Raw genomic sequence first — 25,664 nt, 5'->3', positions numbered from 1 at the left:
TTAAGGTTCGGATTCGCAACTGACCTTGGTGTAAATAATCCGCGCGGTCAAATCCAGCCGGAAAGCTCGCGCCGCAGCATCGCATCGATCATGGCAAGGCCATCATCCGAGGTGTTGAGGCAATCGAGCACGGCGTAATCAGTGCCCCCAGCCTCGAGGAATTCGTCGCGCCCTTCGAGCGCCAGTTCCTCCAGCGTCTCGACGCAGTCCGCCGCAAAGCCGGGGGCGGCGACCACCAGCCGCTTGGTCCCCTTGCCGCCCTCGGCAATCAGGGTCGCATCGGTTGAGGGTTCGAGCCAACTGGCCGGGCCAAAGCGCGACTGGAAGGTCGTCTCGAACCGCACGCCCGCAAACTCGGGCCGGGTCGCCAATTCCTCGCGCAAGAGCCGCGCGGTCTTCATGCAGTGGCAGTAATAGGGATCGCCCTTTTCGAGCGTCTGCTGCGGCATCCCGTGGAAGCTCAGCAGCATCACCTCAGGCGCAAAGGCAAGGCCGCGCACCTGACGGGTGAGATCATCTGCCAGCGCGGCGATAAAGCCCGGATCGTCGTGATAGGGCGGCACGAAGCGCAGCGCCGGCTGCCAGCGCATCTTGCCCAGCACCCGCGCGATCTCGTCGAACACCGTAGCCGTGGTGGCCGCGCAATATTGCGGATACATCGGCGCGATCAGGATGCGGTCGCAGCCGTCGGCCATCAGCGCCGTGAGGCGGCTCTCGATCGAGGGGTTGCCGTAACGCATCGCGTAATCGACCGTCACCTTCTCGCCGAACCTGCCGACCATCGCCTCGGCCTGCCGCCCGGTGATGTCTGCAAGCGGCGAGCCGCGCTCGGTCCAGATCTTGGAATAGGCGCGCGAGCTTTTCTGCGGGCGGGTGTTGAGGATGATGCCGCGCAGGATCAACTGCCAGATGATCGGCGGGATCTCCACCACGCGCTTGTCCGAGAGGAACTGCTTCAGATAGCGTCGCACCGAATCCGGGTCCGGCCCGTCGGGCGTGCCGAGGTTGATCAGCAAGACGCCGATCTTGCCGCTCGCTACAGGAGGATGGTCGCCCGGAAGGCGCTGGGTCTGCCAGGTCATAGCCCGCCCAACGGTTGGCGGACGTTTCGTTTCCGGCTGCGATCAAAAGCCCGGATGGAAATGTGCAGGTGGGTCGAGGTCATATGCCATCCGAAAGCAGCGGCAGGCGCCGCAGCCGCAGGCCTGTAGCCGAAAACAGCGCATTGGCAATCGCGGGCGGCGCGACCACCGCGCCAAGCTCGCCCGGATCGGCGGGGGCGGCGTTGCTGGCGATGAATTCGATGCGGATCTCGGGGCAATCGGCGAGCGTCGGCAGGCCGAGCCCTTCGTAATCGAGCACCTCGGGCACGCCGCTGCGCAGTTCCACCGGATTGCCGAGCGCGATGCCGATGCCGAACACGAGCCCCCCCTCGATCTGCTGGCGGGCGATATCATGATTGACGATGCGCCCGATATCGACGGCCGCCGAAAGCTGGATCACCCGCACCCCGCCCTCGCCCTGCCGCGCGGTGGCGACACAGGCGATGCGCGGGGCATCATCCCCCTCGCCGAGCCGCGCGACCGCAAGGCCCTGCCCGCTCTGATCGACCCCGCCATCCCATCCGGCGAGCTGTGCGGCGCGCTGGAGGCAGGCGGCCAGCCGCACATCCCCGCCCAGCATCGCCATGCGGAAGGACAGCGGCTCGCGCTTGGTCTTGGCGGCAATCTCGTCAACGAAGCTTTCGATCGCGAAGATCGTCGGCCCGTATGCATTGCCGCGCACCCGGCCGACCGGCAGGCCGATATCGACCGGGATATGCTCCACCATCACCGCAGGCAGCTGATAGGGCGGCACCGCGCCTTCGCAGACCATCGGGTCAGGCTCGCCCGTGGTTTCGCGGATCGCGGCGGCAGGGGTGAGATTGCCGAACAGCCGGTGGCCGAATTCGCGCGCGGCAGAAGGCGCGGCGATGCGCATGCGGAAGGCCTCGATCGCGCCGTCCTGCACCCGCGAGAGCTGCGCGCCGAGCAGCAGATAGGCGGGCGCGCGGGGGCGGGCGCGGATCATCTCGTCGCGGCGCGGCCAGGTGAGCTGCACCGGCACGCCCAGTTCCTGCGCGATCAGCGCGATTTCGATCGCGTGATCATGCTCCAGCCGTGCATCGAAGCTGCCGCCGGCGGGCATGGGGTAGAGCGCCACGTCTTCGGTGGAAATGCCGATCGCGCGGGCGGCGGCGATGCGGGTCTGCTCGGGTGCCTGGGTGGCGATCCACAGATCGAGCCGCCCGTCGGCATAGCGCGCCGCCGCGCTCGCGGTTTCGACCGGCGCGGCATAGGCCGGTTCGACCTCGTAGCGCCGCCCGATATCGACCCGCTGGAGCGCGGTGCCGCCCTGCCCGGTCTCGGCGATCACATGCGCCTCCCCGCCATCGAGCAGGGTGTCGAGCTTGGCCGCGATTTCATTGCTGCTGATCGGGTTGGCGACGGTCCAGCGCGGCTTCATCGCATCGAGCGCGGCCTGCGCGCTCCACCACGTATCGGCGGCGACCGCGAGCCAGCGCTTGCTCTCGACAATGCCCTTCAATCCGCGAATGCCCGCCGCGCCATCAACATTGAACCCGGCGAGCATCGAGCCTTCGGTCGGCCCGTGGCGGATCGCGGCGAAGACCATGCCGGGCAGGCGCACGTCCCCGGCAAAGCGGTAGGAGCCATCGACCTTGGAGGGCAGGTCAAGCCGCGGGAAGGCCGGTTCGCCCTCGGCATCGGCAGGCAGCGGCTTTTCGCGCGGCGGCTCGGGGCGCAGCGGCGGGGGATCGGGCGGGGTATACTCCGCCGCCGCCTCGGCCAGCTCGCCAAAGCTCGCGCGGTTCTTGCCGTGGGTGACGAAGCCGCCCTCGACCTCGCATTCCTCCCATGTCACGCCCCAGCGCGATGCGGCCTCCTGCGCCAGCATCGCCCGCGCGGCGGCGGCGGCCATGCGGCAGGGCATTTCATAGGCGGCAAGCGACATGCCATCGGCGGTCGCGTTGAAGCGTTGGGCTCCGGCAAAGCGCTCGGCCATCAGCGTGTCGGTGCGGGCCGAGAGCCCGGCAAAGCTCGGGTCCCACAGTGCGATCCACTTCTTGGCGAGCGGGATATTGGCATAGGCGCCCGATACCGGCGCAGGCTCGACCGCGATCTGGCGCCAGTCGGCCCCCAGTTCATAGGCGACGATCTGCGGCAGCAGGGTGGTGATCCCCTGCCCCATCTCAAGCTGCGGCACGGCGACAGTCACCACGCCGTCATTGGCGATCTTGAGCCACGCGCCGAACACCTGCTCGCCCTTGGCCGCCACAAGGGGCGTGCGGTAGCTGCGCGGCATCAGCCACCATGCCACTAGCAGGCCCCCGCCCGCCGCCGCTCCGGCCAGCAATCCGCGGCGGGAGATCGCCATCGCCTAGATCGCTCCGGTTTCGAGCCAGTGATCGAGCCGCATCGCCACCGCGGTGAAGGGCAGGGCGTCCGGCCCGTCTCCGGCAGCTGGCGGCGTTCCGGCATCGCCGCTGATACGGGTATTGAGCGTCAGCGGAATGCGCCCCAGAAACGGCAGTTCGAGCGCGGCGGCGAAGCGTTCCACGCCCCCCTGCCCGAAAGGATCGCTCACCTCGCCGCAATGCGGACATGCATAGCCCGCCATGTTCTCGACGAGGCCGATGATCGGGACATTGCCCTGTTCGAACAATTGCCCCGCGCGCGCGGCGTCGATCAGCGCGAGGTCCTGCGGGGTCGAGACCAGCACCACGCCGTCGGGGCGATGTTCGGACAGCATCGAAAGCTGGACGTCGCCCGTGCCCGGCGGCAGGTCGATCAGCAGGATCTCGGTATCGCCCCAGGCGGCATCGATCAGCTGGCTGAGCGCCTTGCCGGTCATCGGCCCGCGCCACGCCAGCGCCTTGCCCGGCGCGACGATGTGGCCGATCGAGAGCACCTTGACGCCGTGGGGGCTTTCGAGCGGCACCAGCTTCTCGCCCTCGACCATCGGCTTCTGGCCTTCGGTGGCGAGCAGTTTGGGCTGCGAGGGGCCGTAGATGTCGCCGTCCACAACGCCCACCTTGCGCCCCAGCCGCGCCAGCGCGACCGCGAGATTGGTGGTGACCGTCGACTTGCCGACCCCGCCCTTGCCCGATCCGACCGCGATCAGGCGGATGCGGCGGCGTTCACCGGTGAGCGCGACGCGCACGTCCTTGACGCCCTCCAGCCCTTCGAGCGCGGCCTTGAATTCGGCTTCGAGCGCGGGGCGATCTTCGGTGGCGACATCGCCCGCCTCGGCCACAATCACCGCCCGTCCGGAGATGATCCGCGCCGATTGCACCCGCGCATCGAGCGCGGGCGGCAGGTGCCGGCGGATCAGCTCGGCCTGGCGGGCGCGTTCAGCTGCGCGGTGTTCCGGATCGCTTGTCATGTGTCCTCGCCTTGAGCGGGCCATCCCTAGCCATGAAATTAGCGAAGCCAACCCCTGTTTTTCCCCGCAAGCCATGCCTATAACGGACTGATGCAGAGAATGGACGGTTGGAAAGAACGTCTTGGCGGGGCCGCAAGGGGCCTTGCCATGGCTGGCAAAAATCCCTGGGGTGGCTCCGGCAAGAGCGGCGACGGCAGCGACGGGCCCGGCGATGACGGCGTTGGCTCCAGCGGGGGCGAGAGTGCGGGCGAAGGCACCGGAGGCGGCGATGGTTCGGGCGACAGCGGCGGACCGCGCAATCCGTGGCTGCCCGGCGTAAGCGAACCCGGCAAGCGGCGCTCGGCCAGCATCGAGGACATCTTCAAGGGCCGCAGCCCCGAAGGTCAGCGCCGCAGCGGCGGCGGCGGCGGTTCGCGCGGGCCGACCTTCCGTCTGCCCGAACGCCCCGGCGGCAAGAGCTGGGCTCCGGTGATCATCGGCGGCGTCGCGCTGGCGTGGGTGGCGATCACCAGCGTGCACTTCGTCCAGCCGGGCGAACAGGCGGTCGTCACCTGGCTCGGCGGCAAATATTCGCACTCGCTCGACAGCGGCACCAACTTCACCGCGCCCTTCCCGCTGCAGATGGTGGAGAAGGAAAACGTCACCAAGGTGCGGCTTGAGAAGGTGCCGGACGGCAATGCCGAAAAGCTGATCCTGACGGGCGACCAGAACCTCGTCGATCTGTCCTATCTGATCCGCTGGAACATCTCCGATCTGGCGCTCTACAAGTACCAGCTCGGCGATCCGCGCAATGCGCTGCTGGAAATCGGCGAGGCCGCGATGCGCGCCGCCGTGGCCCGCCAGAAGCTTGACGAGGTGCTGACCGGCGAAGGCCGCGCCGAAGTCGAACAGGATGTGCGCGCCGCGATGCAGGCGCGTCTCGATGCCTATCGCTCGGGCATTTCGGTGCAGGGGATCGAAATCAACAAGGTCGATCCGCCGAGCCGCGTCGAAGAGGCCTTCAAGGACGTCTCCTCGGCCCAGCAGGATGCCGACGCCGCGATCAACCGGTCGCGCGCAGTGGCCCAGCAGCTGCTCGCCCGCGCGCAGGGCGACGCATCCGAGTTCAACGACATCTACGAGGAATACAAGCTCGCCCCCGAAGTCACCCGGCGGCGGCTCTATTACGAGACCATGGAATCGATCCTGTCCAAGACCGACAAGACCATTGTCCAGTCGGGCAATGTCGTTCCCTACCTGCCGCTGCCCGAGGTGAAAGCCCGAAGCAAGGCACAGCCGCCGCGGCCGCAGGGAGAATAAGGCGATGAACAGCGTGTTCCAGAACTACAAGGCCATCGTCATCGCCGTCATCGCCCTCGTGGTGGCGCTGCTTGCGAGCGTGGTGATCGTGCCCGAAACCCATCAGGCCGTGGTGATACGCACCGGTCAGCCGGTCCGCATCTTCAACCTGTTCCGTCCCGATCAGCCCTATGGCCAGACCGGCGCGGGGCTGCAGCTGCGCATTCCCTTCGTGGAGCAGGTGCAGATGATCGACCGCCGCGTGCTCGATCTCGACATGGAGCGCACGCAGGTGCTCTCCAATGATCAGCAGCGCCTCCAGGTCGATGCCTATGCGCGCTATCGCATCATCGATCCGGTCAAGCTGGTCGAACGGGCGGGCAATGAACGCCAGCTCGAAGCGCAGCTGCTGCCGATCCTCACCTCGGTGGTGCGGCAGGAACTGGGGCGGCGGCCGTTCTCGGCGCTGATCAATGCCGAACGCGGGACCGCGATGGCCAACATCACCCGGACGCTCGATGTGCAGGCGCGCAATTACGGCGCGCAGGTGCTCGACGTGCGGATCAAGGCGGCCGACCTGCCTGAAGGCCGCCCGCTCGACGCCGCCTTCACCCGAATGGAAACCGACCGTCAGGAAGAAGCCGCCACGATCCGCGCCGCCGGCCAGCGCGACGCGCAGATCATCCAGGCCTCGGCCTCGGCGGAAGCTGCACGTATCTATGCCGATGCCTATAACAAGGACCCGGAGTTCTACGACTTCTACCGTGCCATGCAGTCCTATCGCCAGACCTTCCTGGCGGGCGAGGGGCAGAGCACCATGGTCTTGTCGGAAGACAGCGAATATTTCCGCCAGTTCCGGGGCAAGCGCTAGCCGCCGTCGTTCGACCAGCGGCTGACTGAGCCCGCCGAATGGAGCAGGCGTTCAATTGGCGTTCAGGGCCGGAAGGCTCAATTCACACGCGCATCCGGGACCTGCCGGGCCGCGCCAACATGGGTTTGAAGGAACGCGGCGGGCCTCCCACGCATTCCTGACACGAGAACAAGGATCAAGAGGACGTGAACAAAGTGCGCTATGTGTATGGTCTCTCGAGCGCGCTGCTGGTGGGCGGCGCGGCGGTCTCGCTGATCACCGGAACGCCGCTTGGCGCGCAGGTGGCCCAGAATGATGGTGCGGTGATGGACCGCGTGGTGCCGGTCGCCGGCGCTCCGGCCAGCTTCGCCGATCTCACCGAACAGCTGCAGCCCGCAGTGGTCAACATCGCCACCCGCCAGCGGGTCGAGGTGCAGAACAATCCCTTCGCCGGCACGCCCTTTGCCGAGCTGTTCAACCGCCGTCAGGGCGGCGGCGAAGCGCAGCCCCAGACCCGCGAAGCGCAGTCGCTGGGTTCGGGCTTTATCATCTCGGCTGATGGCTATGTCGTCACCAATAATCACGTCATCAACCCGCCCGACAGCCGCGCCAAGCTGGAATCGATCACCGTCACCCTGCCCGACGGCACCGAATACGAAGCCGATCTGGTCGGCGCGGACGCTGCCTCGGACCTCGCGGTGCTCAAGATCCGCGCGGCCCGCACCTTCCCCTTCGTCAAGTTCGGGGATTCGAGCGCGGCGCGCGTGGGCGACTGGGTGGTGGCGATCGGCAACCCCTTCGGCCTCGGCGGCACGGTGACCAGCGGGATTATCTCGGCGGTCTATCGCAACACCGGACAGGGCGGCGCCTATGACCGCTATCTCCAGACCGACGCGAGCATCAACCGCGGCAATTCGGGCGGCCCGCTGTTCGACATGCGCGGCAATGTGATCGGCATCAACAACGCGATCTTCTCGCCCTCGGGTGGCAGCGTCGGCATCGGCTTTGCCATCCCGGCGGAAATCGCCGCGCCGATCGTCGAGAAGCTGCGTTCGGGTCAGGAAATCCAGCGCGGTTATCTCGGCGTGGGCCTTGCGCCGATCAACGAGGATTTCTCCGCTGCCCTGGGCCTGCCCAAGAACCGCGGCGAGCTGGTGCAGACGGTGCAGGACGACAGCCCCGCATCGCGCGCCGGCCTCAAGCCGGGCGACATCATCACCAAGGTCAACGGCAAGGACGTGACCTCGGACCAGACCGTCTCCTTCCTCGTCGCCAACCTCACGCCGGGCACGCAGGTGCCGGTGGAGCTGCTGCGCGACGGCAAGCGGATGGCGCTCAATGTCACGCTCGGCAAGCGTCCGACCGAACAGGAACTGCAGGCCCAGACCCAGACCTTCGATCCGGATTCGGAAGAGCCGATGGCACCGGGCAGCTCGGACGGCACGATCGAGCAGAAGCTCGGGATGCAGGTGCTGCCGATGAGCGCGGCCATCGCCCGCTCGCTCGGCGTGCCGCTGGAAACCAAGGGCGTGGTGATCGGCGCGGTCGATCCCAATTCGGACGCTGCACGGCGCGGCCTGCGCAAGGGCGACATCATCCTGTCGGCCAATTATCAGGACGTCCCCACGGTCGAGGCGCTGCTGGCGCAGGTCAATGCCGCGGTGGCCGAGAAGCGCGAGGCGATCCTGCTGCGCATCCAGCGCCGCACCACGCCGCCCGCCTTCATCCCTGTCCGCCTGCGCTAAGCCGGACGCCGCACCAAGCAAAAGGGGCGCCAGGATCATCTCCCGGCGCCCTTTTTTGTGCCTGAAAGCCTGATGCCTATTCGTCCGGCGGCGGACGGGTAGCCTGCGGCTGGGGCATCCGGCGCGGTTCGCGCTGCGGACGCGGGATCTGGCCGCCGGTGGCCTGTTCGAGGAAATCCTCGCTCGCGGCAGGGCGCGCGCCTTCCGGCCCGTCCCCGTCCTGCGCAGGATCGCGGCGGCCCGGCTCCACCAGATTGCCCTGCTCGTCGATGTAGTAATAATCCTCAGGGCTGCCGTACATGGCTTCCTCGTCCGGCTCCTGCTGCCATTCGGGCAGTTCGACCGTGGTCTCGAATTCCTCGACCGCGCGGTCCTTGACGGCATAGCGCATATAGGCGGCAAACGCCTGCGCCGGAGCGCGGCCGCCCTGCAGGCCGGGGACCGCCTTGGCATCATCGCGCCCCATCCACACGCCGGTGGTGACGCCAGATGAGAAGCCGATGAACCAGCCGTCCTTGTTCGACGAGGTGGTGCCAGTCTTGCCCGCCACCGGCCGCCCGATCTGCGCGGCGCGGCCCGTGCCGGTCTGCACTGCGGCCTGAAGCAGGTCGGTCATGCCCGCCACGACGTAATCGGGCACCAGCCCGCGCTCGCGCTTGTCCTGATGGCGATAGAGCAGCTCGCCGGTCGAAGTGGTGACCTTGGCGATGCCATAGGGCTCGACGCCGGTGCCCTTGGCCGAGATCGCGGCGAAGGCCTGCGTCATCTCGATCAGCCGCACTTCCGAAGAGCCGAGCACCATCGAGGGGAAGGTGGCGACATTCGAGGTGATCCCGAAACGCTTGGCCATCGAGGCGACCGTGCCGAAGCCGACTTCGTTGCCAAGCTGGGCTGCGACTGTGTTGATCGACAGGGCAAAGGCGGTGCGCACGTCGGTCTCGCCGATGTTCTTGCCGGTCGAATTGCGCGGGCTCCAGCCATCGATGGTGACGGGTTCGTCGGTGACCACATCCTCGGGGGTGTAGCCTGCTTCCAGCGCGGCGAGGTAGACGAACAGCTTCCACGCCGAGCCCGGCTGGCGCACTGCGGCGGTGGCGCGGTTGTAGTTGCTCTCGACATAGTCCGTGCCGCCGACCATCGCGAGGATCGCCCCGTCACGATCAAGGCTGACCAGCGCGCCCTGCGCATTGCCCGGCGTGTTGGCCTCGATCGAGGCTGTCGCCGCGCGCTGCATCCCGATATCGAGCGTGGTCCACACCTCGATCGGCTCGAAGGTCTCGGGCAGGACGATGTCGAGCTGCGGCAGCACCCAGTCGGTGAAGTAGCGCGCAGAGTTCTGCGCGGCCTGCTCCTTGAGCTGCACCTCGCTGACATCGACGCTGGCCTGATCGGGGGTGATGTAGCCCTGCTCGCGCATCAGCCGCAGCACCACCTTGGCGCGGTCAACCGCGGCCTGGGTGTCGGCGGTGGGGGAATAACGGCTCGGCGCCTTCACCAGCCCTGCAATGATCGCCGCCTCGCCCACCGACAATTCGTTCGCCGGGTGGCTGAAGAATTTGCGGCTGGCGGAATCGATCCCGTAGGCGCCGCCGCCGAAATAGACCTTGTTCAAGTAAAGCTCGAGGATCTCCTCCTTGGAGAACTTCCATTCGAGCGCCAGCGCCAGCACCGCCTCGCGCGCCTTGCGGTCCAGCGAGCGGTTGTTGTTGAGGAACAGGTTGCGGGCGAGCTGCTGGGTGATGGTGGAGGTGCCGCCCAGCCGCGCGCGCGACCCCGTCACCCCTTCGACCAGCGCGCCCGTCAGGCGGATCGGATCAATCCCGAGGTGCGAATGGAAACGCTTGTCCTCCACCGCCACCATGGCGTTGCGCATGTTGACCGGAATGTCGTCGTAATCGATCCAGTCGCCGAAGCTGGGGCCAAGTTCGACCAGCTCGCGCCCGTCACGCGCGCGCACCACGATGGTCTGGCCGGGCTGGGTCGCCTTGAGCGCGTCGTAGGTGGGGATCGAGCTTGCCGCAAAGCCGATGGCAAAGGCGAGGAAAACGAGGCCCAGCACCGCAAGGCCGCCGCCCCATACGAAAATGCGCCGCGCCCACAGCTTCATGCGCGAAGGCTCGCCGCCGCCGCCGCTGCCACCGCCAGCCGGCTTGCTGCGGGGCGCGGGCGCGGCATTGCGCTCGGTCGCGGCCCGGCGGCTGCCACGTGCGCCCTTGTTCTGCAAACGCTCACCCCTTTTGGACATGGCCCTATCGTTCTACCCGTTTCGATCATGCGCCCATAGCGCCGCGCGCGGCCATGCATAGGCGAGTTGTAACCGTCGGTGAACCGGGCTTACGCAATCGTCCAGCGCCTTTGCGGCACGGACTATCCGTCCGAGGGCGTGAAGACCAGCGCAGCCGAGTTGATGCAGTAGCGCAAGCCCCCCTGCTCGGGCGGGCCATCGGGGAAGACATGGCCCAGATGCCCGCCGCACTTGCCGCAGCGCACTTCGGTGCGGATCATGCCGTAGCTGACGTCGCGGTGCTCATCGATCACCTCTTCGTCCGCCGGACGGGTGAAGGCCGGCCAGCCGCAGCCCGAATTGTACTTGGCGGTCGAGTAGAACAGCTGGGTGCCGCAGGCAGCGCAAGTGTATTCGCCCTCGTCGTAGAACTTGTCGTATTCGCCGGTGAAAGCACGCTCGGTGCCGGCCTCGCGCAGGATGTGATACTGCATCGGCGTCAGGCGCTCGCGCCACTCGGCCTCGCTCAGTTCCAGCTTTTCGGACATCGCCATCTCCCCGGCTCTCCTTGTCTGCGGCCCGGCCGGCATATGGTTGCTTGATGGCGCGGCGCAAGTCTGACAGGTTGATAGCGTGCTGCAGAAGGAAGCGAAATCATAATGCTGGATCCGGCCGGACAAATCATCCTTCTGCGGACCTTCAGCATCATGCTGTATCTGATCGCGCTCGGGATGATCGGCGCGCGGATATTCGGCGGGATCGACCTGTCTCAGGTGGTGCCGCTCAGCCTGATGACGATCGCGACCGCCAATATGGTGATCGCCCAGACCCTCAGCAACAAACAGAACAAGCCCGACTAGGGCCAGCCGGGGCGCGTATTCAGCCGTCCACCAGCGCGTAGTGCGCAGGCGGCTGGATCATGTCCATCCGCTCGGTCAGAAGCGGGCGGAAGCTCGGGCGGCTCTTGAACACGGCATACCAGCCGCGCGACTGTTCGTGCCCGCTCCAGTCGATCCCACCGAGATAGTCCGCCACCGAAATCTGCGCCGCCGCGGCCAGATCGGCGAGGCTCATGGTCGATCCCGCCACCCACGGGCGGTTGTCGATCAGCCAGTCGAGATAGTCGAGGTGGCCGTGGGCGAGCTTCATCGCATTGCGCAGCGCGCCGCTATCGGGCGGCTGGCGCAGGATGCGCTTCTGCATCCGCTCGGACAGCAGGGGTGCGGTGACATCGGCGAAGAAGTTCTCGTCGAACAGTGCCACCAACCGGCGAATCTCGGCGCGCTGGGTGGCGGTGCCGTTGATCATCGGCGAGCGCTCGACCGTCTCTTCGAAATACTCCGCAATCGCGCGGCTATCGGCGAGCGTGATGCCCTTGTCGCGATTGGTGATCACCGGCGTGCGCCCGGCCGGATTGAGGTTGAAGAACATGTCCGAGGCCGCCCACGGGTCCTCGCGCAGCAGTTCGAAGGGGATGTTCTTTTCGCTCAGCAGCAGCCGGATCTTGCGGCTGAACGGGCAGAGCGGGAATTGATGGAGTTGCCACATGGTGGCCCATCCCATGCCTCAACTGGCGGGGCAAATCCAGCAGTCCGCGGGGCCGGTGCGGGGATATTTGGCCGGTTTACAATCCGGCGGCGGATTTCATCATCTGGCAGGCCGGCATCATCGCCTTGATGCGTGCCTCGCCTGCGGGATTGTCGGTGGCTTCGACCTCGCGGAAGGTCAGCTGGACAATCCCGTCGCGGGTCCATCCGGCGCTGTCCATCAGCTGCGCCATGGTGCGCACGAAGAACTCGCGCCCGCCGACCGCCTCCATGTCGGGATAGGCCGTCCCGCGCGCATCGCCCGACTTCTGCCAGCGGCTGACGATCGCAAAGGCCATCGCGCAGCGCGCCGACGCCGCCTGATCGATCGGCAGATCATCCAGAGAGATAGCCTCGGCGGACGTGGACGGTGCGGCAGGCTCCGGCGGAGCAGCCTGAAGCGCAAGCGCGGCGGCAAAAAGCATGGTCATCATGGGGTCACCCTATGCCCTGTCACATGAACCTCGCGCTACCGGAAAAGCACATTGCCGGAGGCGCCGATCCGTCCTAATCCGCAACCCACCTTACGAGAGGAGACGGAATTCCATGTTCAGTCACATCATGCTTGGCACCAGCGATTTCGACCGCGCCAAAGCCTTTTACGATGCCGTGCTTGCTACGCTCGGTGCAAAACCGGGGATGATCAACGTCGCCGCCACCGGCCACAAGCGCGCCTTCTGGATGCACAATGGCGGGATGTTCTCGATCAGCGAGCCGATCAATGATGAACCGGCCAACGCCGCGAACGGCTCGACCGTCGGCTTTGCCTGCGACAGTCTGGAGCAGGTGCAGGCGTTCCACGATGCAGCCGTAGCGGCTGGCGGCACCTCGATCGAAGACGCACCGGGGCCGCGCGTCGGCGCGATGGGGACGCTGAACCTCGGCTATGTGCGTGATCTCGACGGCCACAAGCTGTGCATGCTGCACCGGGTGTGATGTGAAGGGGTCACTGGCGTGACCCCTCTTTCACCTGCTTAACTCAAACACCGCGAATTCGGCGCGCCAGTTAGCCCCTGTCGCGCCGATTTCCGTTTCATCGGCGAAGAACCACGCCCGCTCGATCACCGCGCCCTTGGCACGGGCGAGATCGCGGAAATCCTCGACTGTGACGTGGTGGATGTTCTGCGTTTCATACCAGCTTACCGGCAGAGCGCGGGTCACCGGCATCCGCCCGCCGAACATAAGCGCCGCCCGTGTGCGCCAGTGGGCGAAGTTGGGGAACGAGACAAACGCGCGCCGCCCCACCCGCAGCAACTCGTCGAGCATCCGGTCGGGCCGGGTCGCGGTCTGCAAGGTCTGGCTGAGGATCGCGTAATCGAAAGCCTTGTCGGGGTAGTTCGCCAGATCGAGATTGGCATCGCCCTGCACCACGCTGAGGCCCCGCGACACGCAGCGTTCGACCAGCTCGCCGTCCAGCTCCATGCCCCGCGCATCGCAACCGCTCGCGCTTTCCAGCTCGGCCATCAGCGCGCCGTCCCCGCAGCCGATATCGAGCACCCGGCTCCCCGGTGCGACATGGGCGGCGATGGCGGCGAGGTCAGGACGCAAGCTCACTCGACGAACCCCTTCACCACGCGGTCAAGCTGGTCGTGCTCCAGCAGGAAGCTGTCATGCCCGTGCGGGGCGGAGAGTTCGACGAAGCTCACCTTCGCGCCCGCCGCGTTCAGCGCGTGGACCACGTGGCGGCTTTCGGCGGTGGGATAGAGCCAGTCGGTATCGAAGCTGACGATGCAGAACCGCGCCTCGGTCCCCGCAAAGGCGTTGGCGAGCTTGCCGCCGTGCTCTTCCGCGATGTCGAAGTAATCCATCGCGCGGGTGATGTAGAGGTAGGAGTTCGCGTCAAACCGACGGGTGAAGCCGCTACCCTGATAGCGCAGGTAGCTCTCCACCTGGAACTCGGCGTCGAAGCCGAAGCCCTTGGCATCCCGGTCCTGCAAGCGGCGGCCGAACTTCTCGGTCAGCCCGGCTTCGGAGAGGTAGGTGATATGCGCCGCCATGCGCGCCACGGCGAGGCCGTTGTCGGGTTTGGCGTCCGCCGCATAGTAATCGCCCTCGGCCCAGGCGGGATCGGCCATGATCGCCTGCCGCCCGACTTCGTGGAAGGCGATGTTCTGGGCCGAGTGGCGCGCGGTGGACGCAATCACCAGCACGCGCGCGGCGCGCTCCGGCCAGTTGGCGGCGAGGCTCAGCGCCTGCATCCCGCCCATCGACCCGCCGACCACGGCGTGCAGCCGCTCGATCCCCAACCCATCAAGCAGAGCCACCAGCCCGCGCACCATGTCGCGGATGGTGATGACAGGAAAGCGCATCGCGTAAGGCTGGCCGTCGGGCGCGAGACTGGCAGGCCCGCTCGATCCCATGCAGCTGCCGATGACATTGGCGCAGATCACGAAATGGCGGTTGGTGTCGATCGGCTTGCCCGGCCCGACCATCCGCTCCCACCAACCCGGCTTGCCGGTGATCGGGTGGGGGCTGGCGAGATACTGGTCTCCGGTGAGCGCATGGCACACCAGCACCGCGTTGCTCTTGTCCGGGCTGAGTGTGCCGTATGTCTCGTATGCGATCTCGCACGCCTCAAGCGCCTGCCCGCTGTCGAGCGGCAGGGGATCGGGGAGGCGATAGACCGGGGATGAGCCAGTGGGTGACATTGCGGGAATGCGCAAAGCGGAAAAACAGCCCTTCGACAAGCTCAGGGCGAAGGGTTAGGGAGATTTTTCGAAAATCCGTTCGGCTCACGCTTGCCGAAGCACTGTCTTTTCTTCAAGCGGGCCATCACGATGACCATCGCAAAACCAAACCCGCGCCCTGTGGCCAAACCCTGGATCGACGCGATCCACGCCTATGTGCCGGGCAAGTCCAAGTCGGCTTCCGGCAAGCCGCTGGTGAAACTCTCGGCCAACGAGAACCCGCTGGGCGCGAGCCCCGCGGCGCTCGCGGCTTTGGGGGAAAGGCACAATCCGGCCGACTATCCCGATCCCGATGCTCGGGCGCTGCGCGAGAAGATCGCCGAGGTGCACGGGCTCGATCCGGCGCTGATCGTGTGCGGCACGGGCTCGGGCGAGCTGCTGCACTGCGCGGTGCAGGCGCTGTGCGGGCCGGGCGATGAGGTCGTGGCCTCGCGCTATTCCTTCTCGCTCTATCCGCTGCTCGCGCAGAAGGTGGGTGCGGTGCCGGTGCTGGCCGAGGACGACAATTTCGGCGCGAATGTCGACAGTCTGCTCGCCGCGGTGACGGAGCGGACCAAGGTCGTGCTGCTCGACAATCCGAACAATCCGGTCGGCACCTTCCTGCCGCCGTCCGAAGTCGCGCGCCTCCACGCTGGCCTGCCTTCCGACGTGCTGCTGGTGGTGGACGAGGCTTACGGCGAATATGTCGATCCGGCGTTCCAGAGCGCGGCCTTCGAACTCGCCAAGCGCCACGAGAACGTGCTGGTCAGCCGCACCTTTTCCAAGGCCTATGGCCTCGCGGCCGAGCGGGTCGGCTGGGTGACCGGCTCGGCGCACCTCATCGATCTGGTCAACCGGATGCGCGGGGCCTTCAACGTCTCGGTCAGCGCACAGAAGGCCGCCCTCGCCGCGCTGGGCGATCAGGCCTTCGTCGACGCATCCCGCGAGCACAATGCCGCCGAGCGCGCGCGATTTGTCGAAGCCATCGCGGCATTGGGCAACCACGGCATCACTGCCTGCCCGTCCGAGGCGAATTTCGTGCTGGTGCGCTTTACCGGAAGCGTCAGCGCCGCGCAGGCGCTCGAGGCGCTGGGCGAAGCGGGATATGCCGTGCGGCACCTGCCTTCGCAGGGGCTACCGGACGCGCTGCGCATCACCATCGGCAAGACCGGCGACATGACCCGCGTCATCGCGACCTTGCGCGCCCTGTGCGGGGAAGCGGCATGACGATCACCCGCGTCGCGATCATCGGCCTCGGCCTCTTGGGCGGCTCGATCGGGCTGGCGGTCAAGGCGCGCGGCCTCGGCATCGCCACCACCGGCTGGGACCGCGATGCTTCGGTGCGCGAGCGCGCGGCAGCGCGCGGGCTGGTCGGAGAGGTGTGCGACACGGCCGAAGCTGCCGTGGCGAACGCCGATCTGGTGATCCTGTGCGTGCCGGTCGGCGCGATGGGCGATGCTGCAAGCGCGATTGCCCCGGGCCTCGCCCCGCACGCCATTGTCAGCGATGTGGGTTCCTCCAAGGCCGCCGTGGCCGAGGCGCTCGCCGCTGCGCTGCCGGGTGCAACCATCATCCCTGCCCACCCCGTGGCCGGGACCGAGCAGAGCGGGCCGGAGGCAGGCTTTGCCACGCTCTTTGCGGGCCGCTGGTGCATCATCACGCCGCCCGACGGCGTCGATCCGGCCGCGCTTCAGGCGCTCTCAGACTTCTGGACGGCGCTCGGCTCCAAGGTCGAGCTGATGGATGCCGCCCACCACGATCTGGTGCTCGCCGTCACCAGCCACATCCCGCACCTCATCGCCTACACCATCGTCGGCACGGCGAGCGATCTGGAGGATGTGACCCAGAGCGAGGTGATCAAATATTCCGCCGGGGGCTTCCGCGACTTCACCCGCATCGCCGCTTCCGATCCCGTCATGTGGCGCGACGTATTCCTGACCAACCGACAGGCCGTGCTGGAAATGCTCGGGCGCTTTTCGGAGGACCTCACCGCGCTGCAACGCGCGATCCGCTCGGGCGACGGGGACACCCTGTTCGATCTCTTCACCCGCACCCGCGCCATCCGCCGCGCGGTGATCGAGCAGGGTCAGGATGACGAGCGCCCCGATTTCGGGCGCCAGCATTCCGATTAACTGAGCAAAAACAGCCCCGAGACGAGGATCATCACCGCCGTTGCCGCCCAGCCGCCGAACTTCAGCAGCGGGGGCAAGGTGAGGCGGCCCATCACCTTGGGATTGCTCGCCGCCAGCATGGTCATCACCATCAGCGGCGGGGCCAGCAAGCCGTTGATCACCGCCGTCCAGTAAAGCGCCTGCATCGGATCAATGCCGATCAGGTTGAGCGCCACCCCACCCAGCACCGCGACAGCAATTGCGCCATAGAAAGCCTTGGCCTCGTGCGGCTTGTGGTCCAGCCCCTCGGTCCAGCCGAAAGTCTCGGACAGGGCATAGGCCGCCGAGCCCGCCAGCACCGGCACGGCGAGCAGGCCGATGCCGATGATCCCCACCGCAAACAGCAGAAAGCTCAAATCCCCCGCAATCGGGCGCAGCGCGCTGGCGGCGGCATCGGCGGAGGTGATTTCGGTTATCCCGTTGGCGTGCAGCGTCGAGGCTGTGGCGATGACGATGAACAGCGCGGTGACGCTCGTGACCCCCATGCCGACCAGCGTATCGGTCCGGATCCGCTTGAGCCCCGGCCCAGCCGCGCGCGGACGGGCACCCAATGGACGGGTGTGCAGACGGTGCTGCTCCTCCACTTCCTGCCCCGCCTGCCAGAAAAACAGGTAAGGACTGATCGTCGTGCCGAGCGCTGCGATCACCGCCATCGCGGTGGGCCGGTCAAAGCTCAGCTCGGGCACCAGCACCCCGCGCAGCACCTCTTGCGGGGAAATGTCAGCGACGAAGGGCACGAGAATATAGGCCAGCAGCGACAACGCCGACCACTTGAGAATGCGGGTGTAGAGCGCATAGGCGACGAACACCTCCAGCAGCACCGAAACGCCGCCGAACAGCACGACATAGAGCATCGTCGGCCCAGGCAGCAGCAGATCGAGCGCGGCCGCCATCGCGCCGAGATCGGCACCCAGATTGATGGTGTTGGCGATCAGCAGCAGCGTCACCGCAAACCACAGCACCGGGCGCGGATAGTGGCGCTTCAGGTTATGGGCGATGCCATGCCCCGTCACCGCGCCGATGCGCGCGCAGATCAGCTGGGTGGAGACCAGCAGCGGGTAGCTGAACACCATGATCCACGCGAGGCTGAAGCCGAATTGCGCGCCGACCTGGCTGTAGGTGCCGATGCCGCTGGGATCATCATCCGCCGCGCCGGTGATCAGTCCGGGGCCAAGCACCTCGCCCAGGGAGCGTGGATCGGGCTCGTCGTGCCGGTCCACCGGGTGCTGGCCCGCCTCGGTCACGAACTGGGAGGTCCGGGATCGGGCGCAGCCGCGTTCAGCGCGTTGATCGCCGCGTGCACCCGTGCCTCGATTTCCTCGCGCGGCAGGCCTGCGGGAATTCTTGCGCCGATCCTGTAGGTGATCTGCCCCGGCCGCTTCACCACACGGTTATAGAGCCGCCCGCTATCCACCGCGATCGGCACCACCGGCAGGGCGAGCAGCTTGTAAAGCCCGGCAAAGCCCGCCTGCAATGGCGGCTGCGTGCCGAATGCCACCCGCGTGCCTTCGGGGAAGATCACCAGCGGGCGGCCCTCGTCCCGCCGCTGCTTCGCCAGAGCCAGCATTGCGCGCAAGGCCTTTGCGCCCTTGTCGCGCGCCACCGGGATCAGGCCATAGGTGAGCGCCGAAAAACCCCATCCGGGGATCCGGAACAGCTCCTGCTTGGCGAACACGGCCGGATGGTCGAACAGGCGCGGCGTATCGATCGCCTCGAAAAAGGCTTCGTGCTTGACCGCAAACAGCGCGGGGCCATCGGGCAATTCGCCCTCCAAAACCACCGCGATGCCGAGCAGATTGCGGGTGCACCACAGGTGCCACCGGCCCCATGTGCCGACAATCGGCGCCAGCCAGCCCGGCCGTGCGGCAACCGCCACCACCGAGCCGATCACCAGACCCGCGCTGCCCAGATAGAACAGCACGTAGAACACAAGCGAGCGCAGTGCGGCCAGAAGCGTGCTCAAAGGTCGGCCAGCCCGGCAGCGCGGCTCGCCAGCAGCTTGTGATATTCGAGGAACAGCGTGCCGAGATCGGGCTTGGAGGGCACGGCGTCGCGGATCACGGTGACATGATCGGGCAGCTTGCGCGCCAGCTCGCCCGCGGTCCGCCGCATATGCCAGTCGGTGGTGACCAGCCGCAGCGAGCGGACATCGTTCTGCGCCACCCACTTGGCCGTTTCCGAGGCATTGGAGCGGGTGTCGACCGCATCATGGCCGAGCGTGATGCAGCAGGCCATCTGGCCAGGCGCAACGCCGAACTGGGCGGCGAATTCGCCCGGCTTCACCTCGGGATCGACCCCGCTGACCAGCAGCTTTTCCGCCAAACCCTTGTCCAGCACCTCAAGCCCCCGCGCGATCCGCCCGGCACCGCCGGTGGGCACAATCACCGCATCGGTCTTGATGCTGTCCTCGGCCGGACGCGGCAGGGCGACCACGAACCACAGGAACCCGATCGCCCAGGCGAGGAACAACAGCGAGATCAGGCGGCGGATCATGACGGCCCGCCTAAAGCATGTCGCGCAGGGCAAGCGCAATGGTCATGCGCGCAGTCATCAGCGCCAGCAGGACGCCGGCCAGCGGGACAGCGGCAATCACCAGCCAGTCGACGCTCGCAAACCCGCCGCCGCTCGTCATCCCGCTGTCGAGCGCGGCGAATTGCTGGCCGAGCAGCAAGACCGCGCCAAGCCCTGCAGCCGTGCCGACAAGCGCGCCGAAGGCCGCCTCGCGCAGCACCGTGCCAAGGAAAATGCGGGTGATCTGCCGGTCGGTCCCGCCCAGCAGATGGATGATCTCCACTGTCTCGCGGTGGCTCGCCAGCGCATTGCGCGAGGCCAGCCACACCGCCGCCGCGGTCGCCAGCGCGACAAGGCCGATCAGGCCGAGGGCAAGCCATTGCAGCGCGGAGAGCGCGGAATAGACCGGCCGCAGCCAGTCGCTCTGCGCATCGACCCGCGCACCGGGGACCTTGCGCTCCAGCGCAGCGGTCAGCGTCTCTAGATCGGCGGGCGAGGCGCGGCGCACCAGCTCGACATCGACCAGCACCGGGATCGGCACATCCCCGCTGGTCGCCGCCGGGCCGAGCCAGGGTTCGAGCAGCGCAGCAAGCTCTTCGGGCGGCACCAGCCGGACCGAGCGCACCAGCGTCATGCCTTGCAGCAGTTTGACGGTCTCAGCCCCGCGCGCAGCCCGCAGATCGGGGTTGGGTTCGATCACCTGCACCGTCACCGCCGAAGCGAGATCGGCGCGGGCGCTCTCCGCCAGATTGCGAAGGCCAAGGCCGCCTGCGGCCGCGATCACCACCAGCGCGATCAGGATCGCGATCACCCAGGGCATCAGCCCGCCCATGCGCGGCTGCGGCAGCAGCCGGGCGGCACGCGGCTGGCGGCGCTTGCCCGCAGGCGCGGCGGGCGCGGTAGCCTCCTCGGGCACCTCGGGCAGTGGCGGCACGCTCATGCGCCGCTCCCCGCGGGACGCGGCGGATAGCGCAGCGCGCCGGTGGGATCGGACAGCTGGCCCTTGTTCAATCGCATGATCAGCGAATCCGGCACCTTCTTGAGCAGGTGCACATCGTGGGTCGCCACCACCACCGTGGTGCCCACGCGGTTATTCAGGGCCTCGAACAGGCGGAGCAGCTTCAATGCCATATCGGGATCGACGTTGCCGGTCGGCTCGTCGGCGATCAGCATCTTGGGCCGTGCAATCACCGCGCGCGCAATCGCGACGCGCTGCTGCTCCCCGCCCGACAGCGTCGCCGGGATCGCCTGGGCGCGGTGCGACAGGCCGACCCAGTCGAGCATGTCCGAGACCGCCTTGATCACCCGCCCCTCGTCCGCGCCCGCCAGCCGCAGAGGCAGGGCGACATTGTCGAAGGCGGTCAGATGCGGCACCAGCCGGAAGTTCTGGAACACCACGCCCAATCGCCGGCGCAGGTCCGGCAGACGCTCGCGCGGCATCGTCATCAGATCCTGCCCGAACATCCGGATCGCCCCGCGCGACGGCCGCTGGGCGAGGTAGAGCAGCTTGAGCAGAGAGGTCTTGCCCGCGCCGCTCGCCCCGGTGAGGAAGTAGAACGATCCGGGGTAGAGCGTGAAGCTGAGATTGCTCAGCACCTCGGGATCGGTGCCGTAGCGCAGCCCGACATTGTCGAATTTCACATGGCCGTCGAGGCGATCAGTCATGCCCCGCACCTATCAGCGCAGCCGGAGGGGGAAAAGTCGAACATCGCATTCAGCCCCCGATACGCGCGCCCCAATGTGGAAAACAACGGGTAAATGACTGGCTTTGCCGCGCTTGCTCTTGTGCGGCGGGGCGCGGGGACTATTGCAGAAGGCAGGATGATCATCGCCTGTCCAGCCTGCGGCACCCGCTACGCCGTGCCGGATTCTGCCATCGGCAGCGAAGGCCGCACCGTGCGTTGCGCCAAGTGCAAGCACAGCTGGTTCCAGGAACCGCCCGCGCTGGAACTGGGCGAGACGGTGGAACAAGAGGCTCCCGCACCCGCTCCGCCGCCTCCCGCCCCGCCGCCAGCACCGCCGCCGCCGGTTGCAGAGCCTGCGCCCGTGGCGGAACAGGCTGCGCCGGTGCCCGAGCCTGCGGCGCCCTCGATCAATCACTGGCGCACCGCCGATGCGGCCCCCGCTGCAACTGAGGAAGAGCAGGCGACCCTTGCCGTGCGTGCCCTGCGCCGCGGACTGTCCCAGCAGGCGCGCGCGGAAGAGCCTGCACCGCCTCCCCCCCCTGCGCCGCCGCCCGCTCCGCCGCCGATCACCGAAGCGGCAAATTACGGCAGCGACGAGCCCGAGCCTCCGTTCGATGACGAGCCTGGCGACGCGGATGACGGCTCGCAGTTCGATTACCGCGCGCCCTTCACCCGCCGGCGCAACACGCTCAAGATGTGGACCATCGCGGCGGCGATCTTCGCCGTGCTGGCGACCGGCACGGTGGTCGCGGTCAATTACTCCGGCCTGCCGCTGCCCGAATGGCTGCCGCTCCAGCGCCCCACCTTCGGGATCGGCCAGCCCGGTCTCGAGCTCAATTTCCCGCGCGCCGAACAGCGCAGCGAGACGCTGCCCAACGGCGACAAGATCTTCCGCGTGCGCGGCACGGTCAGCAACACCGCGCGCGAGACGCTGGCGGTGCCGAACCTGCTGGTGGTGTTCAGCGACACGCGCGAGCGGCCGGTGGGCGACTGGGTGGTGGTTACGGCCAAGCGCGAACTGGCTCCGGGCGAAAGCGTCAATGTGACCGAAGCGATCGCCAATATTCCGCCCGGCGCGGTGGTCGCCGATCTGGGCTGGGCTCCCAACTGATCCACCCGGATTTTTCGCAGCCACCCCTGCGGCGCGCGTCAAATGCGCTTGCGCGGGTGCAAACCCCTTGCTAGGGGCGCGCTCCTACCGCGGGGACGGCTTCTGGCCACCCCGGAAAACCCGAGTGCGGTCGTGGCGGAATTGGTAGACGCGCAACGTTGAGGTCGTTGTGGGCGAAAGCCCGTGGAAGTTCGAGTCTTCTCGACCGCACCAAACATTTTCTCCCGAAAATCAGAAATCGCCTTCGGGCAGGCGAGCACTCTCAAGTGGCGCGTAAGTCTGCACGCACGCACTTGCCAAGGCTCTTTCCGGCGGCCAACAGTCTCGCTGTGGGGAGGGCCGGATGGCTATATCGAAAATGGGCACTTGGGGCGGGTTGCTGGCGGCGTGTGCGGCTATCATTCTGCCGACAGCGCCCCTCGCAGCACAGAGCGGCCCGGTCGAGAAAGGCGCCAAGATCCTGTCGCGTCCCGTCAGCGGGAAAGTCGGCAAAGGCAGCGCGGAGACCTCCTACCGCCCGCTGGTCGAACGGCTTGAAGCGGCAAGGGACGCAGGCAACACCGATATGGTCGCCACGCTGCTGCCGATCGTCGGGGCGCTGGTGCTGGGAACGGACGACGCCTCGCAAGAGGATCAGGATTATGCCCTGCCGGTGCTGCAGAGCGCCCATGCGCTGATCGGCGATTTCGCGGGGGAACGCAGGATCATTGATCGCAGGGCCGCCATCGCTGCAAAGCGCGAGGGGCCGAAGAGCTATGCGGCGGCGATCCTTGCCGTCGACATAGCCGATCTCCTGCGCCGTGAAGGCCGCCCGGCCGAGGGGGAAGCGCATTTGCGCCGCGCGGTGTCCGCCAACACCGATCCGGTCATCACAATCAGCCTTCAGTCGGCCCTCGCGAGCTACCTCGACGACGCCCAGCATCTCGCCGATGCGATCGATGCCTACCGGGTGCTGCTCGATCTGCAGGTTCGGCAGGAGGGACCGGATTCCGACGATGTGTTCGAGACCGTCGAACGCCTGAGCTGGGATCTCGGCCAGACGGGCCGCCATGCCGAGGCGCTGGCGCTGCTGGAGACCACCATTCCGCGTGCAGAGGCCGCATGGCGGGCCACCGGCGCAACCGAGACCTACAACGGCACGATGGAAAGCCTGACGACCGGCCTGCGCTATGCCAATCTGCTCGAACGGCAGGCCGATCACCTTGGCGCGCAGAGCAAAATCACGCAGTCCGATTTCTATTTCGAAGCCGCCAACAAGCTGCGCACGCGCTACTTCTCCAGGCCGACCCCCGTCGTCGCGCGCACCTACAACAACATGGCCTTCCGCCAGAACTTCCAGGGCCGCTTTGCCTTGGCGGAAAAGAATGCGCGCACCGCGCTGGATATCTTCGAGGGCTTCTTCAGCCGGACGGATGTGTCGGCCAGCATCACTTACGCGAAGTACAAGTATAATCTGGCCGCAGCGCTGCTGGGACAGGGCCGGGCGCAGGAGGCCTTGCCGCTGCTGCGCTTCGGCGTGCCGATCCAGCGCGAGCTTGCCCCCGATCATCCCGACCTCGTGATCCTGCTGACCACGCTTTCGCGCGCCATCGTGGCCGCCGATGGCGATCTCGACGAGGCGCTCTCGATGTCGCGGGAGGCGGCCGCGATTGCCGGGGATTCGACCACCCATGATCCCATGTCGATGGCCTATGGCGCGCTGATGGAGGCAACGGCGGCGGGGATGGATGTCGCTGGCCGGACCGATGCCGATGTCCTGCGCAACGAGATGTTCATCGCGGCGCAGGATCTTGAACAATCGACCGCCGGACAGGCCATGGCCCAGGCCGCCGCGCGGGCGATGGCGGGCGAGGGGCCGCTTGGCGCGCTCATCACCCGCAAGCAGCAACTCGCCGATCGCGCCCGCGCGCTCAACCTGGCCGTCACGGCCAGTGTGCTGGCGAGCGAAAACTACGGGCTTGAAGAAAATCGCGCCGCGCTCGCGCAGGTGGTGCAGGAGCTCGCCGCCGCCGACGCGCAGCTGAAGAAAGACTTCCCCGAATTCGACGACCTCGTCTCGCCTGCCGCGCTCTCGCTGAGCGATGTCAGGGCGCGTCTCGCCGCCGACGAGGCGCTGATCCTGATCGTCCCCAACGGCGCGGACTATTATCTGTTTGCGACCTCGCCCGATCAGGAACAGATCACGGTTCTGGTCAAGGCTTCTGAGCCGATTGCCCGGCTGGTCGCGCGGCTGCGCTGCCGCATGGGTGAAGCCAGCTGCGTCTCTGACGCGGACATGGACCCGACATCGGACCAGCCCGGCGCGCTGCAAGGGATCGACGCCTTTTTCCCGCGCTTCGATCGCGGTGCGGCACACCGGCTCTACACCACGGTGTTCGCGCCGCTCGAACCCGCGCTCGGCAAGGCCAAGCGCATCTTCGTCACCGTCGCCGGGCCGCTGGGCGGCTTGCCGCTGCCGGTGCTGGTGACCGCCTTCGATCCGGCCAAGGACAAGGCAGAGGCGGGCGATGCCGAGGCCCTGAAGCAATCCGCGTGGCTGGGTGACAAATATGCCTTCATCACCCTTCCGGCGGTCTCGGCGCTGAGGATCGCACGTCCCTTGCCCAAAACGGGTGGTGGTGCTGCGCGAGAATTCCTCGGCTATGGCGCCCCGAGCCTTCTGGGCCGCACGGGCGCGGCGCGCTCTGTCGAACAGGGCGGACGCCGCCTGATGCGCGGCGCGATGCAGGGGATCGCGGTCGCATCGCCCGATGCGCTGCGGAAGCTTTCACCGCTGCCCGGCACCGAAATCGAACTCAAGAGCATGGCCGCCGCGCTCAATGCTCCGCCCAGCGGGCTGCGGCTCGGGCCCGCGGCGACAGAGGCCGCGCTCAAGCAGGATGCCGGCCTTGCCAGCGCAGGCATCATCGCCTTTGCCACCCACGGCTTGCTGCCGAAGGAATTTGGCCGCGCGGCCGAGCCCGGGCTGGTCTTCACCCCGCCTCAAACGGCCAGCGCGCAGGACGACGGGTTGCTCACGGCCAGCGAGGCATCACGGCTATCGCTCACCGCCGAATGGCTGATCCTGTCGGCCTGCAACACGGCTTCCTCCGACGGCACCCCGGGATCGCAAAGCTTGTCCGGCCTTGCCCGCGCCTTCCTGCATGCCGGGGCCAAGGCGTTGCTGGCGAGCCACTGGCGGGTCTCGGATGAAGTCACCGCGGTGCTGACAGTCGAGACCATGCGCTTCTCGCGCAGCGGCCTGCCCAAGGCCGAAGCTCTGCGGCAGGCGATGATCGCAGTGCGCACGGGCAAGCGGGCCGACGGATCGGCGGTGCCCGGCTGGAAGGAGTTCTGGGCGCACCCGGCGGCCTGGAGCCCGTTCGTGCTGGTGGCCGCCGACGGCAGCTGAAGA

General features: G+C 67.3%; 23 protein-coding genes and 1 tRNA gene. 10 read left to right on the top strand and 14 right to left on the bottom strand.

The genetic code is table 11. The annotated features are described in order from the left end of the window. Nucleotides 1-47 precede the first annotated feature (47 nt). From hemH to RSE14_RS11580, 3 genes are all read right to left on the bottom strand, one after another. Nucleotides 48-1,082: a ferrochelatase gene (gene hemH, locus RSE14_RS11590; RefSeq protein ID WP_324073832.1), complete on the bottom strand. Its 1,035-nt coding sequence runs from the start codon at nucleotides 1,080-1,082 to the stop codon at nucleotides 48-50. A gap of 79 nt (nucleotides 1,083-1,161) precedes the next feature. Further along, entirely contained in the window at nucleotides 1,162-3,435 is a 2,274-nt protein-coding gene (locus RSE14_RS11585) for a molybdopterin cofactor-binding domain-containing protein (RefSeq protein ID WP_324073830.1), read from the bottom strand. A 3-nt stretch (nucleotides 3,436-3,438) separates the two neighbouring features. Further along, nucleotides 3,439-4,443: an Mrp/NBP35 family ATP-binding protein gene (locus RSE14_RS11580; protein ID WP_324073828.1), complete on the bottom strand. Its 1,005-nt coding sequence runs from the start codon at nucleotides 4,441-4,443 to the stop codon at nucleotides 3,439-3,441. A gap of 147 nt (nucleotides 4,444-4,590) precedes the next feature. On the opposite strand from RSE14_RS11580, the gene RSE14_RS11575 reads away from it, so the two are divergent. The 3 genes from RSE14_RS11575 to RSE14_RS11565 all read left to right on the top strand — a co-directional run bounded on the left by RSE14_RS11575 (nucleotide 4,591) and on the right by RSE14_RS11565 (nucleotide 8,316). After that, nucleotides 4,591-5,742, top strand: a complete 1,152-nt coding sequence (locus RSE14_RS11575) for a protease modulator HflK (RefSeq protein WP_324073824.1) — start codon at nucleotides 4,591-4,593, stop codon at nucleotides 5,740-5,742. A gap of 4 nt (nucleotides 5,743-5,746) precedes the next feature. Continuing rightward, nucleotides 5,747-6,592, top strand: a complete 846-nt coding sequence (locus RSE14_RS11570; protein ID WP_324073823.1) for a protease modulator HflC — start codon at nucleotides 5,747-5,749, stop codon at nucleotides 6,590-6,592. 185 nt (nucleotides 6,593-6,777) lie between these two features. Beyond that, complete coding sequence (locus tag RSE14_RS11565) at nucleotides 6,778-8,316, top strand: Do family serine endopeptidase (protein WP_324073820.1); 1,539 nt, start codon at nucleotides 6,778-6,780, stop codon at nucleotides 8,314-8,316. Nucleotides 8,317-8,392: 76 nt separating this feature from the next. Here RSE14_RS11565 and RSE14_RS11560 read toward each other — a convergent pair whose 3' ends face one another. Together RSE14_RS11560 and msrB are read right to left on the bottom strand one after the other, a co-directional pair. Beyond that, nucleotides 8,393-10,561: a transglycosylase domain-containing protein gene (locus RSE14_RS11560; RefSeq protein ID WP_416379347.1), complete on the bottom strand. Its 2,169-nt coding sequence runs from the start codon at nucleotides 10,559-10,561 to the stop codon at nucleotides 8,393-8,395. A 122-nt stretch (nucleotides 10,562-10,683) separates the two neighbouring features. Then, nucleotides 10,684-11,088 carry a peptide-methionine (R)-S-oxide reductase MsrB gene (msrB, locus tag RSE14_RS11555; protein ID WP_324076910.1) on the bottom strand — a complete coding sequence of 135 codons (405 nt, stop codon included), beginning with the start codon at nucleotides 11,086-11,088 and terminating at the stop codon, nucleotides 10,684-10,686. Nucleotides 11,089-11,199: 111 nt separating this feature from the next. Here msrB and RSE14_RS11550 point away from each other — a divergent pair, with 111 nt between their 5' ends. Further along, nucleotides 11,200-11,400, top strand: a complete 201-nt coding sequence (locus RSE14_RS11550) for a hypothetical protein (protein ID WP_324073818.1) — start codon at nucleotides 11,200-11,202, stop codon at nucleotides 11,398-11,400. Nucleotides 11,401-11,419: 19 nt separating this feature from the next. Here RSE14_RS11550 and RSE14_RS11545 read toward each other — a convergent pair whose 3' ends face one another. Both RSE14_RS11545 and RSE14_RS11540 read right to left on the bottom strand, forming a co-directional pair. Continuing rightward, the gene (locus tag RSE14_RS11545; protein WP_324073817.1) at nucleotides 11,420-12,088 is read right to left on the bottom strand and encodes a glutathione S-transferase family protein; all 669 of its coding nucleotides are present in this window, start codon (nucleotides 12,086-12,088) and stop codon (nucleotides 11,420-11,422) included. Nucleotides 12,089-12,164: 76 nt separating this feature from the next. Next, nucleotides 12,165-12,560, bottom strand: a complete 396-nt coding sequence (locus RSE14_RS11540) for a hypothetical protein (protein ID WP_324073815.1) — start codon at nucleotides 12,558-12,560, stop codon at nucleotides 12,165-12,167. A 112-nt stretch (nucleotides 12,561-12,672) separates the two neighbouring features. Here RSE14_RS11540 and RSE14_RS11535 point away from each other — a divergent pair, with 112 nt between their 5' ends. Beyond that, on the top strand, nucleotides 12,673-13,062 hold the full coding sequence (locus RSE14_RS11535) for a VOC family protein (protein ID WP_324073814.1): 390 nt from the start codon (nucleotides 12,673-12,675) through the stop codon (nucleotides 13,060-13,062). A 30-nt stretch (nucleotides 13,063-13,092) separates the two neighbouring features. Here RSE14_RS11535 and metW read toward each other — a convergent pair whose 3' ends face one another. Next, nucleotides 13,093-13,680: a methionine biosynthesis protein MetW gene (metW, locus tag RSE14_RS11530; RefSeq protein WP_324073813.1), complete on the bottom strand. Its 588-nt coding sequence runs from the start codon at nucleotides 13,678-13,680 to the stop codon at nucleotides 13,093-13,095. Continuing rightward, entirely contained in the window at nucleotides 13,677-14,774 is a 1,098-nt protein-coding gene (gene metX, locus RSE14_RS11525) for a homoserine O-acetyltransferase MetX (RefSeq protein WP_324073811.1), read from the bottom strand. Before metX ends, metW begins: the two co-directional genes overlap by 4 nt. Before the next feature lie 129 nt (nucleotides 14,775-14,903). On the opposite strand from metX, the gene hisC reads away from it, so the two are divergent. Beyond that, entirely contained in the window at nucleotides 14,904-16,019 is a 1,116-nt protein-coding gene (hisC, locus tag RSE14_RS11520; protein WP_324073809.1) for a histidinol-phosphate transaminase, read from the top strand. Beyond that, entirely contained in the window at nucleotides 16,016-16,924 is a 909-nt protein-coding gene (locus tag RSE14_RS11515; protein ID WP_324073808.1) for a prephenate/arogenate dehydrogenase family protein, read from the top strand. Before hisC ends, RSE14_RS11515 begins: the two co-directional genes overlap by 4 nt. Here the strand turns inward: RSE14_RS11515 and RSE14_RS11510 are convergent. The 5 genes from RSE14_RS11510 to ftsE are packed head-to-tail and all read right to left on the bottom strand — an operon-like array spanning nucleotide 16,921 to nucleotide 21,139. Further along, a complete protein-coding gene (locus RSE14_RS11510) occupies nucleotides 16,921-18,207 on the bottom strand; it encodes an NRAMP family divalent metal transporter (RefSeq protein WP_324073806.1) in 1,287 nt (428 codons plus the stop codon). The two genes, RSE14_RS11515 and RSE14_RS11510, sit on opposite strands and share 4 nt — an antisense overlap. Then, complete coding sequence (locus RSE14_RS11505; protein WP_324073804.1) at nucleotides 18,204-18,926, bottom strand: lysophospholipid acyltransferase family protein; 723 nt, start codon at nucleotides 18,924-18,926, stop codon at nucleotides 18,204-18,206. The genes RSE14_RS11510 and RSE14_RS11505 overlap by 4 nt, the downstream gene beginning before the upstream one ends. Then, nucleotides 18,923-19,456 (bottom strand): YdcF family protein, encoded by a 534-nt coding sequence (locus RSE14_RS11500; RefSeq protein ID WP_324073802.1) that lies wholly within the window; start codon nucleotides 19,454-19,456, stop codon nucleotides 18,923-18,925. Before RSE14_RS11500 ends, RSE14_RS11505 begins: the two co-directional genes overlap by 4 nt. 10 nt (nucleotides 19,457-19,466) lie before the next feature. Next, complete coding sequence (locus RSE14_RS11495; protein ID WP_324073801.1) at nucleotides 19,467-20,414, bottom strand: cell division protein FtsX; 948 nt, start codon at nucleotides 20,412-20,414, stop codon at nucleotides 19,467-19,469. Further along, complete coding sequence (gene ftsE, locus RSE14_RS11490; protein WP_324073799.1) at nucleotides 20,411-21,139, bottom strand: cell division ATP-binding protein FtsE; 729 nt, start codon at nucleotides 21,137-21,139, stop codon at nucleotides 20,411-20,413. The genes RSE14_RS11495 and ftsE overlap by 4 nt, the downstream gene beginning before the upstream one ends. 156 nt (nucleotides 21,140-21,295) lie before the next feature. On the opposite strand from ftsE, the gene RSE14_RS11485 reads away from it, so the two are divergent. From RSE14_RS11485 to RSE14_RS11475, 3 genes are all read left to right on the top strand, one after another. Next, entirely contained in the window at nucleotides 21,296-22,270 is a 975-nt protein-coding gene (locus RSE14_RS11485; RefSeq protein WP_324073797.1) for an MJ0042-type zinc finger domain-containing protein, read from the top strand. Between the two features lie 126 nt (nucleotides 22,271-22,396). After that, nucleotides 22,397-22,483, top strand: a tRNA-Leu gene (locus RSE14_RS11480). 130 nt (nucleotides 22,484-22,613) lie between these two features. Continuing rightward, nucleotides 22,614-25,661 (top strand): CHAT domain-containing protein, encoded by a 3,048-nt coding sequence (locus RSE14_RS11475; RefSeq protein WP_324073795.1) that lies wholly within the window; start codon nucleotides 22,614-22,616, stop codon nucleotides 25,659-25,661. Nucleotides 25,662-25,664: the final 3 nt, after the last annotated feature.

Source organism: Erythrobacter sp. (genome assembly GCF_035194505.1).
GTDB lineage: Bacteria > Pseudomonadota > Alphaproteobacteria > Sphingomonadales > Sphingomonadaceae > Erythrobacter.
This window is presented reverse-complemented; position numbering and strand designations above follow the sequence as displayed.

Excerpts from the sequence above, each read along its gene's own strand:
- hemH (WP_324073832.1), bottom strand. The coding sequence starts at position 1,082 with ATGACCTGGCAGACCCAGCGCCTTCCGGGCGACCATCCTCCTGTAGCG.
- RSE14_RS11585 (WP_324073830.1), bottom strand. The coding sequence starts at position 3,435 with ATGGCGATCTCCCGCCGCGGATTGCTGGCCGGAGCGGCGGCGGGCGGG.
- RSE14_RS11580 (WP_324073828.1), bottom strand. The coding sequence starts at position 4,443 with ATGACAAGCGATCCGGAACACCGCGCAGCTGAACGCGCCCGCCAGGCC.
- RSE14_RS11575 (WP_324073824.1), top strand. The coding sequence starts at position 4,591 with ATGGCTGGCAAAAATCCCTGGGGTGGCTCCGGCAAGAGCGGCGACGGC.
- RSE14_RS11570 (WP_324073823.1), top strand. The coding sequence starts at position 5,747 with ATGAACAGCGTGTTCCAGAACTACAAGGCCATCGTCATCGCCGTCATC.
- RSE14_RS11560 (WP_416379347.1), bottom strand. The coding sequence starts at position 10,561 with ATGTCCAAAAGGGGTGAGCGTTTGCAGAACAAGGGCGCACGTGGCAGC.
- msrB (WP_324076910.1), bottom strand. The coding sequence starts at position 11,088 with ATGTCCGAAAAGCTGGAACTGAGCGAGGCCGAGTGGCGCGAGCGCCTG.
- RSE14_RS11550 (WP_324073818.1), top strand. The coding sequence starts at position 11,200 with ATGCTGGATCCGGCCGGACAAATCATCCTTCTGCGGACCTTCAGCATC.
- RSE14_RS11545 (WP_324073817.1), bottom strand. The coding sequence starts at position 12,088 with ATGTGGCAACTCCATCAATTCCCGCTCTGCCCGTTCAGCCGCAAGATC.
- RSE14_RS11540 (WP_324073815.1), bottom strand. The coding sequence starts at position 12,560 with ATGATGACCATGCTTTTTGCCGCCGCGCTTGCGCTTCAGGCTGCTCCG.
- RSE14_RS11535 (WP_324073814.1), top strand. The coding sequence starts at position 12,673 with ATGTTCAGTCACATCATGCTTGGCACCAGCGATTTCGACCGCGCCAAA.
- metX (WP_324073811.1), bottom strand. The coding sequence starts at position 14,774 with ATGTCACCCACTGGCTCATCCCCGGTCTATCGCCTCCCCGATCCCCTG.
- hisC (WP_324073809.1), top strand. The coding sequence starts at position 14,904 with ATGACCATCGCAAAACCAAACCCGCGCCCTGTGGCCAAACCCTGGATC.
- RSE14_RS11515 (WP_324073808.1), top strand. The coding sequence starts at position 16,016 with ATGACGATCACCCGCGTCGCGATCATCGGCCTCGGCCTCTTGGGCGGC.
- RSE14_RS11500 (WP_324073802.1), bottom strand. The coding sequence starts at position 19,456 with ATGATCCGCCGCCTGATCTCGCTGTTGTTCCTCGCCTGGGCGATCGGG.
- RSE14_RS11495 (WP_324073801.1), bottom strand. The coding sequence starts at position 20,414 with ATGAGCGTGCCGCCACTGCCCGAGGTGCCCGAGGAGGCTACCGCGCCC.
- ftsE (WP_324073799.1), bottom strand. The coding sequence starts at position 21,139 with ATGACTGATCGCCTCGACGGCCATGTGAAATTCGACAATGTCGGGCTG.
- RSE14_RS11485 (WP_324073797.1), top strand. The coding sequence starts at position 21,296 with ATGATCATCGCCTGTCCAGCCTGCGGCACCCGCTACGCCGTGCCGGAT.
- RSE14_RS11475 (WP_324073795.1), top strand. The coding sequence starts at position 22,614 with ATGGCTATATCGAAAATGGGCACTTGGGGCGGGTTGCTGGCGGCGTGT.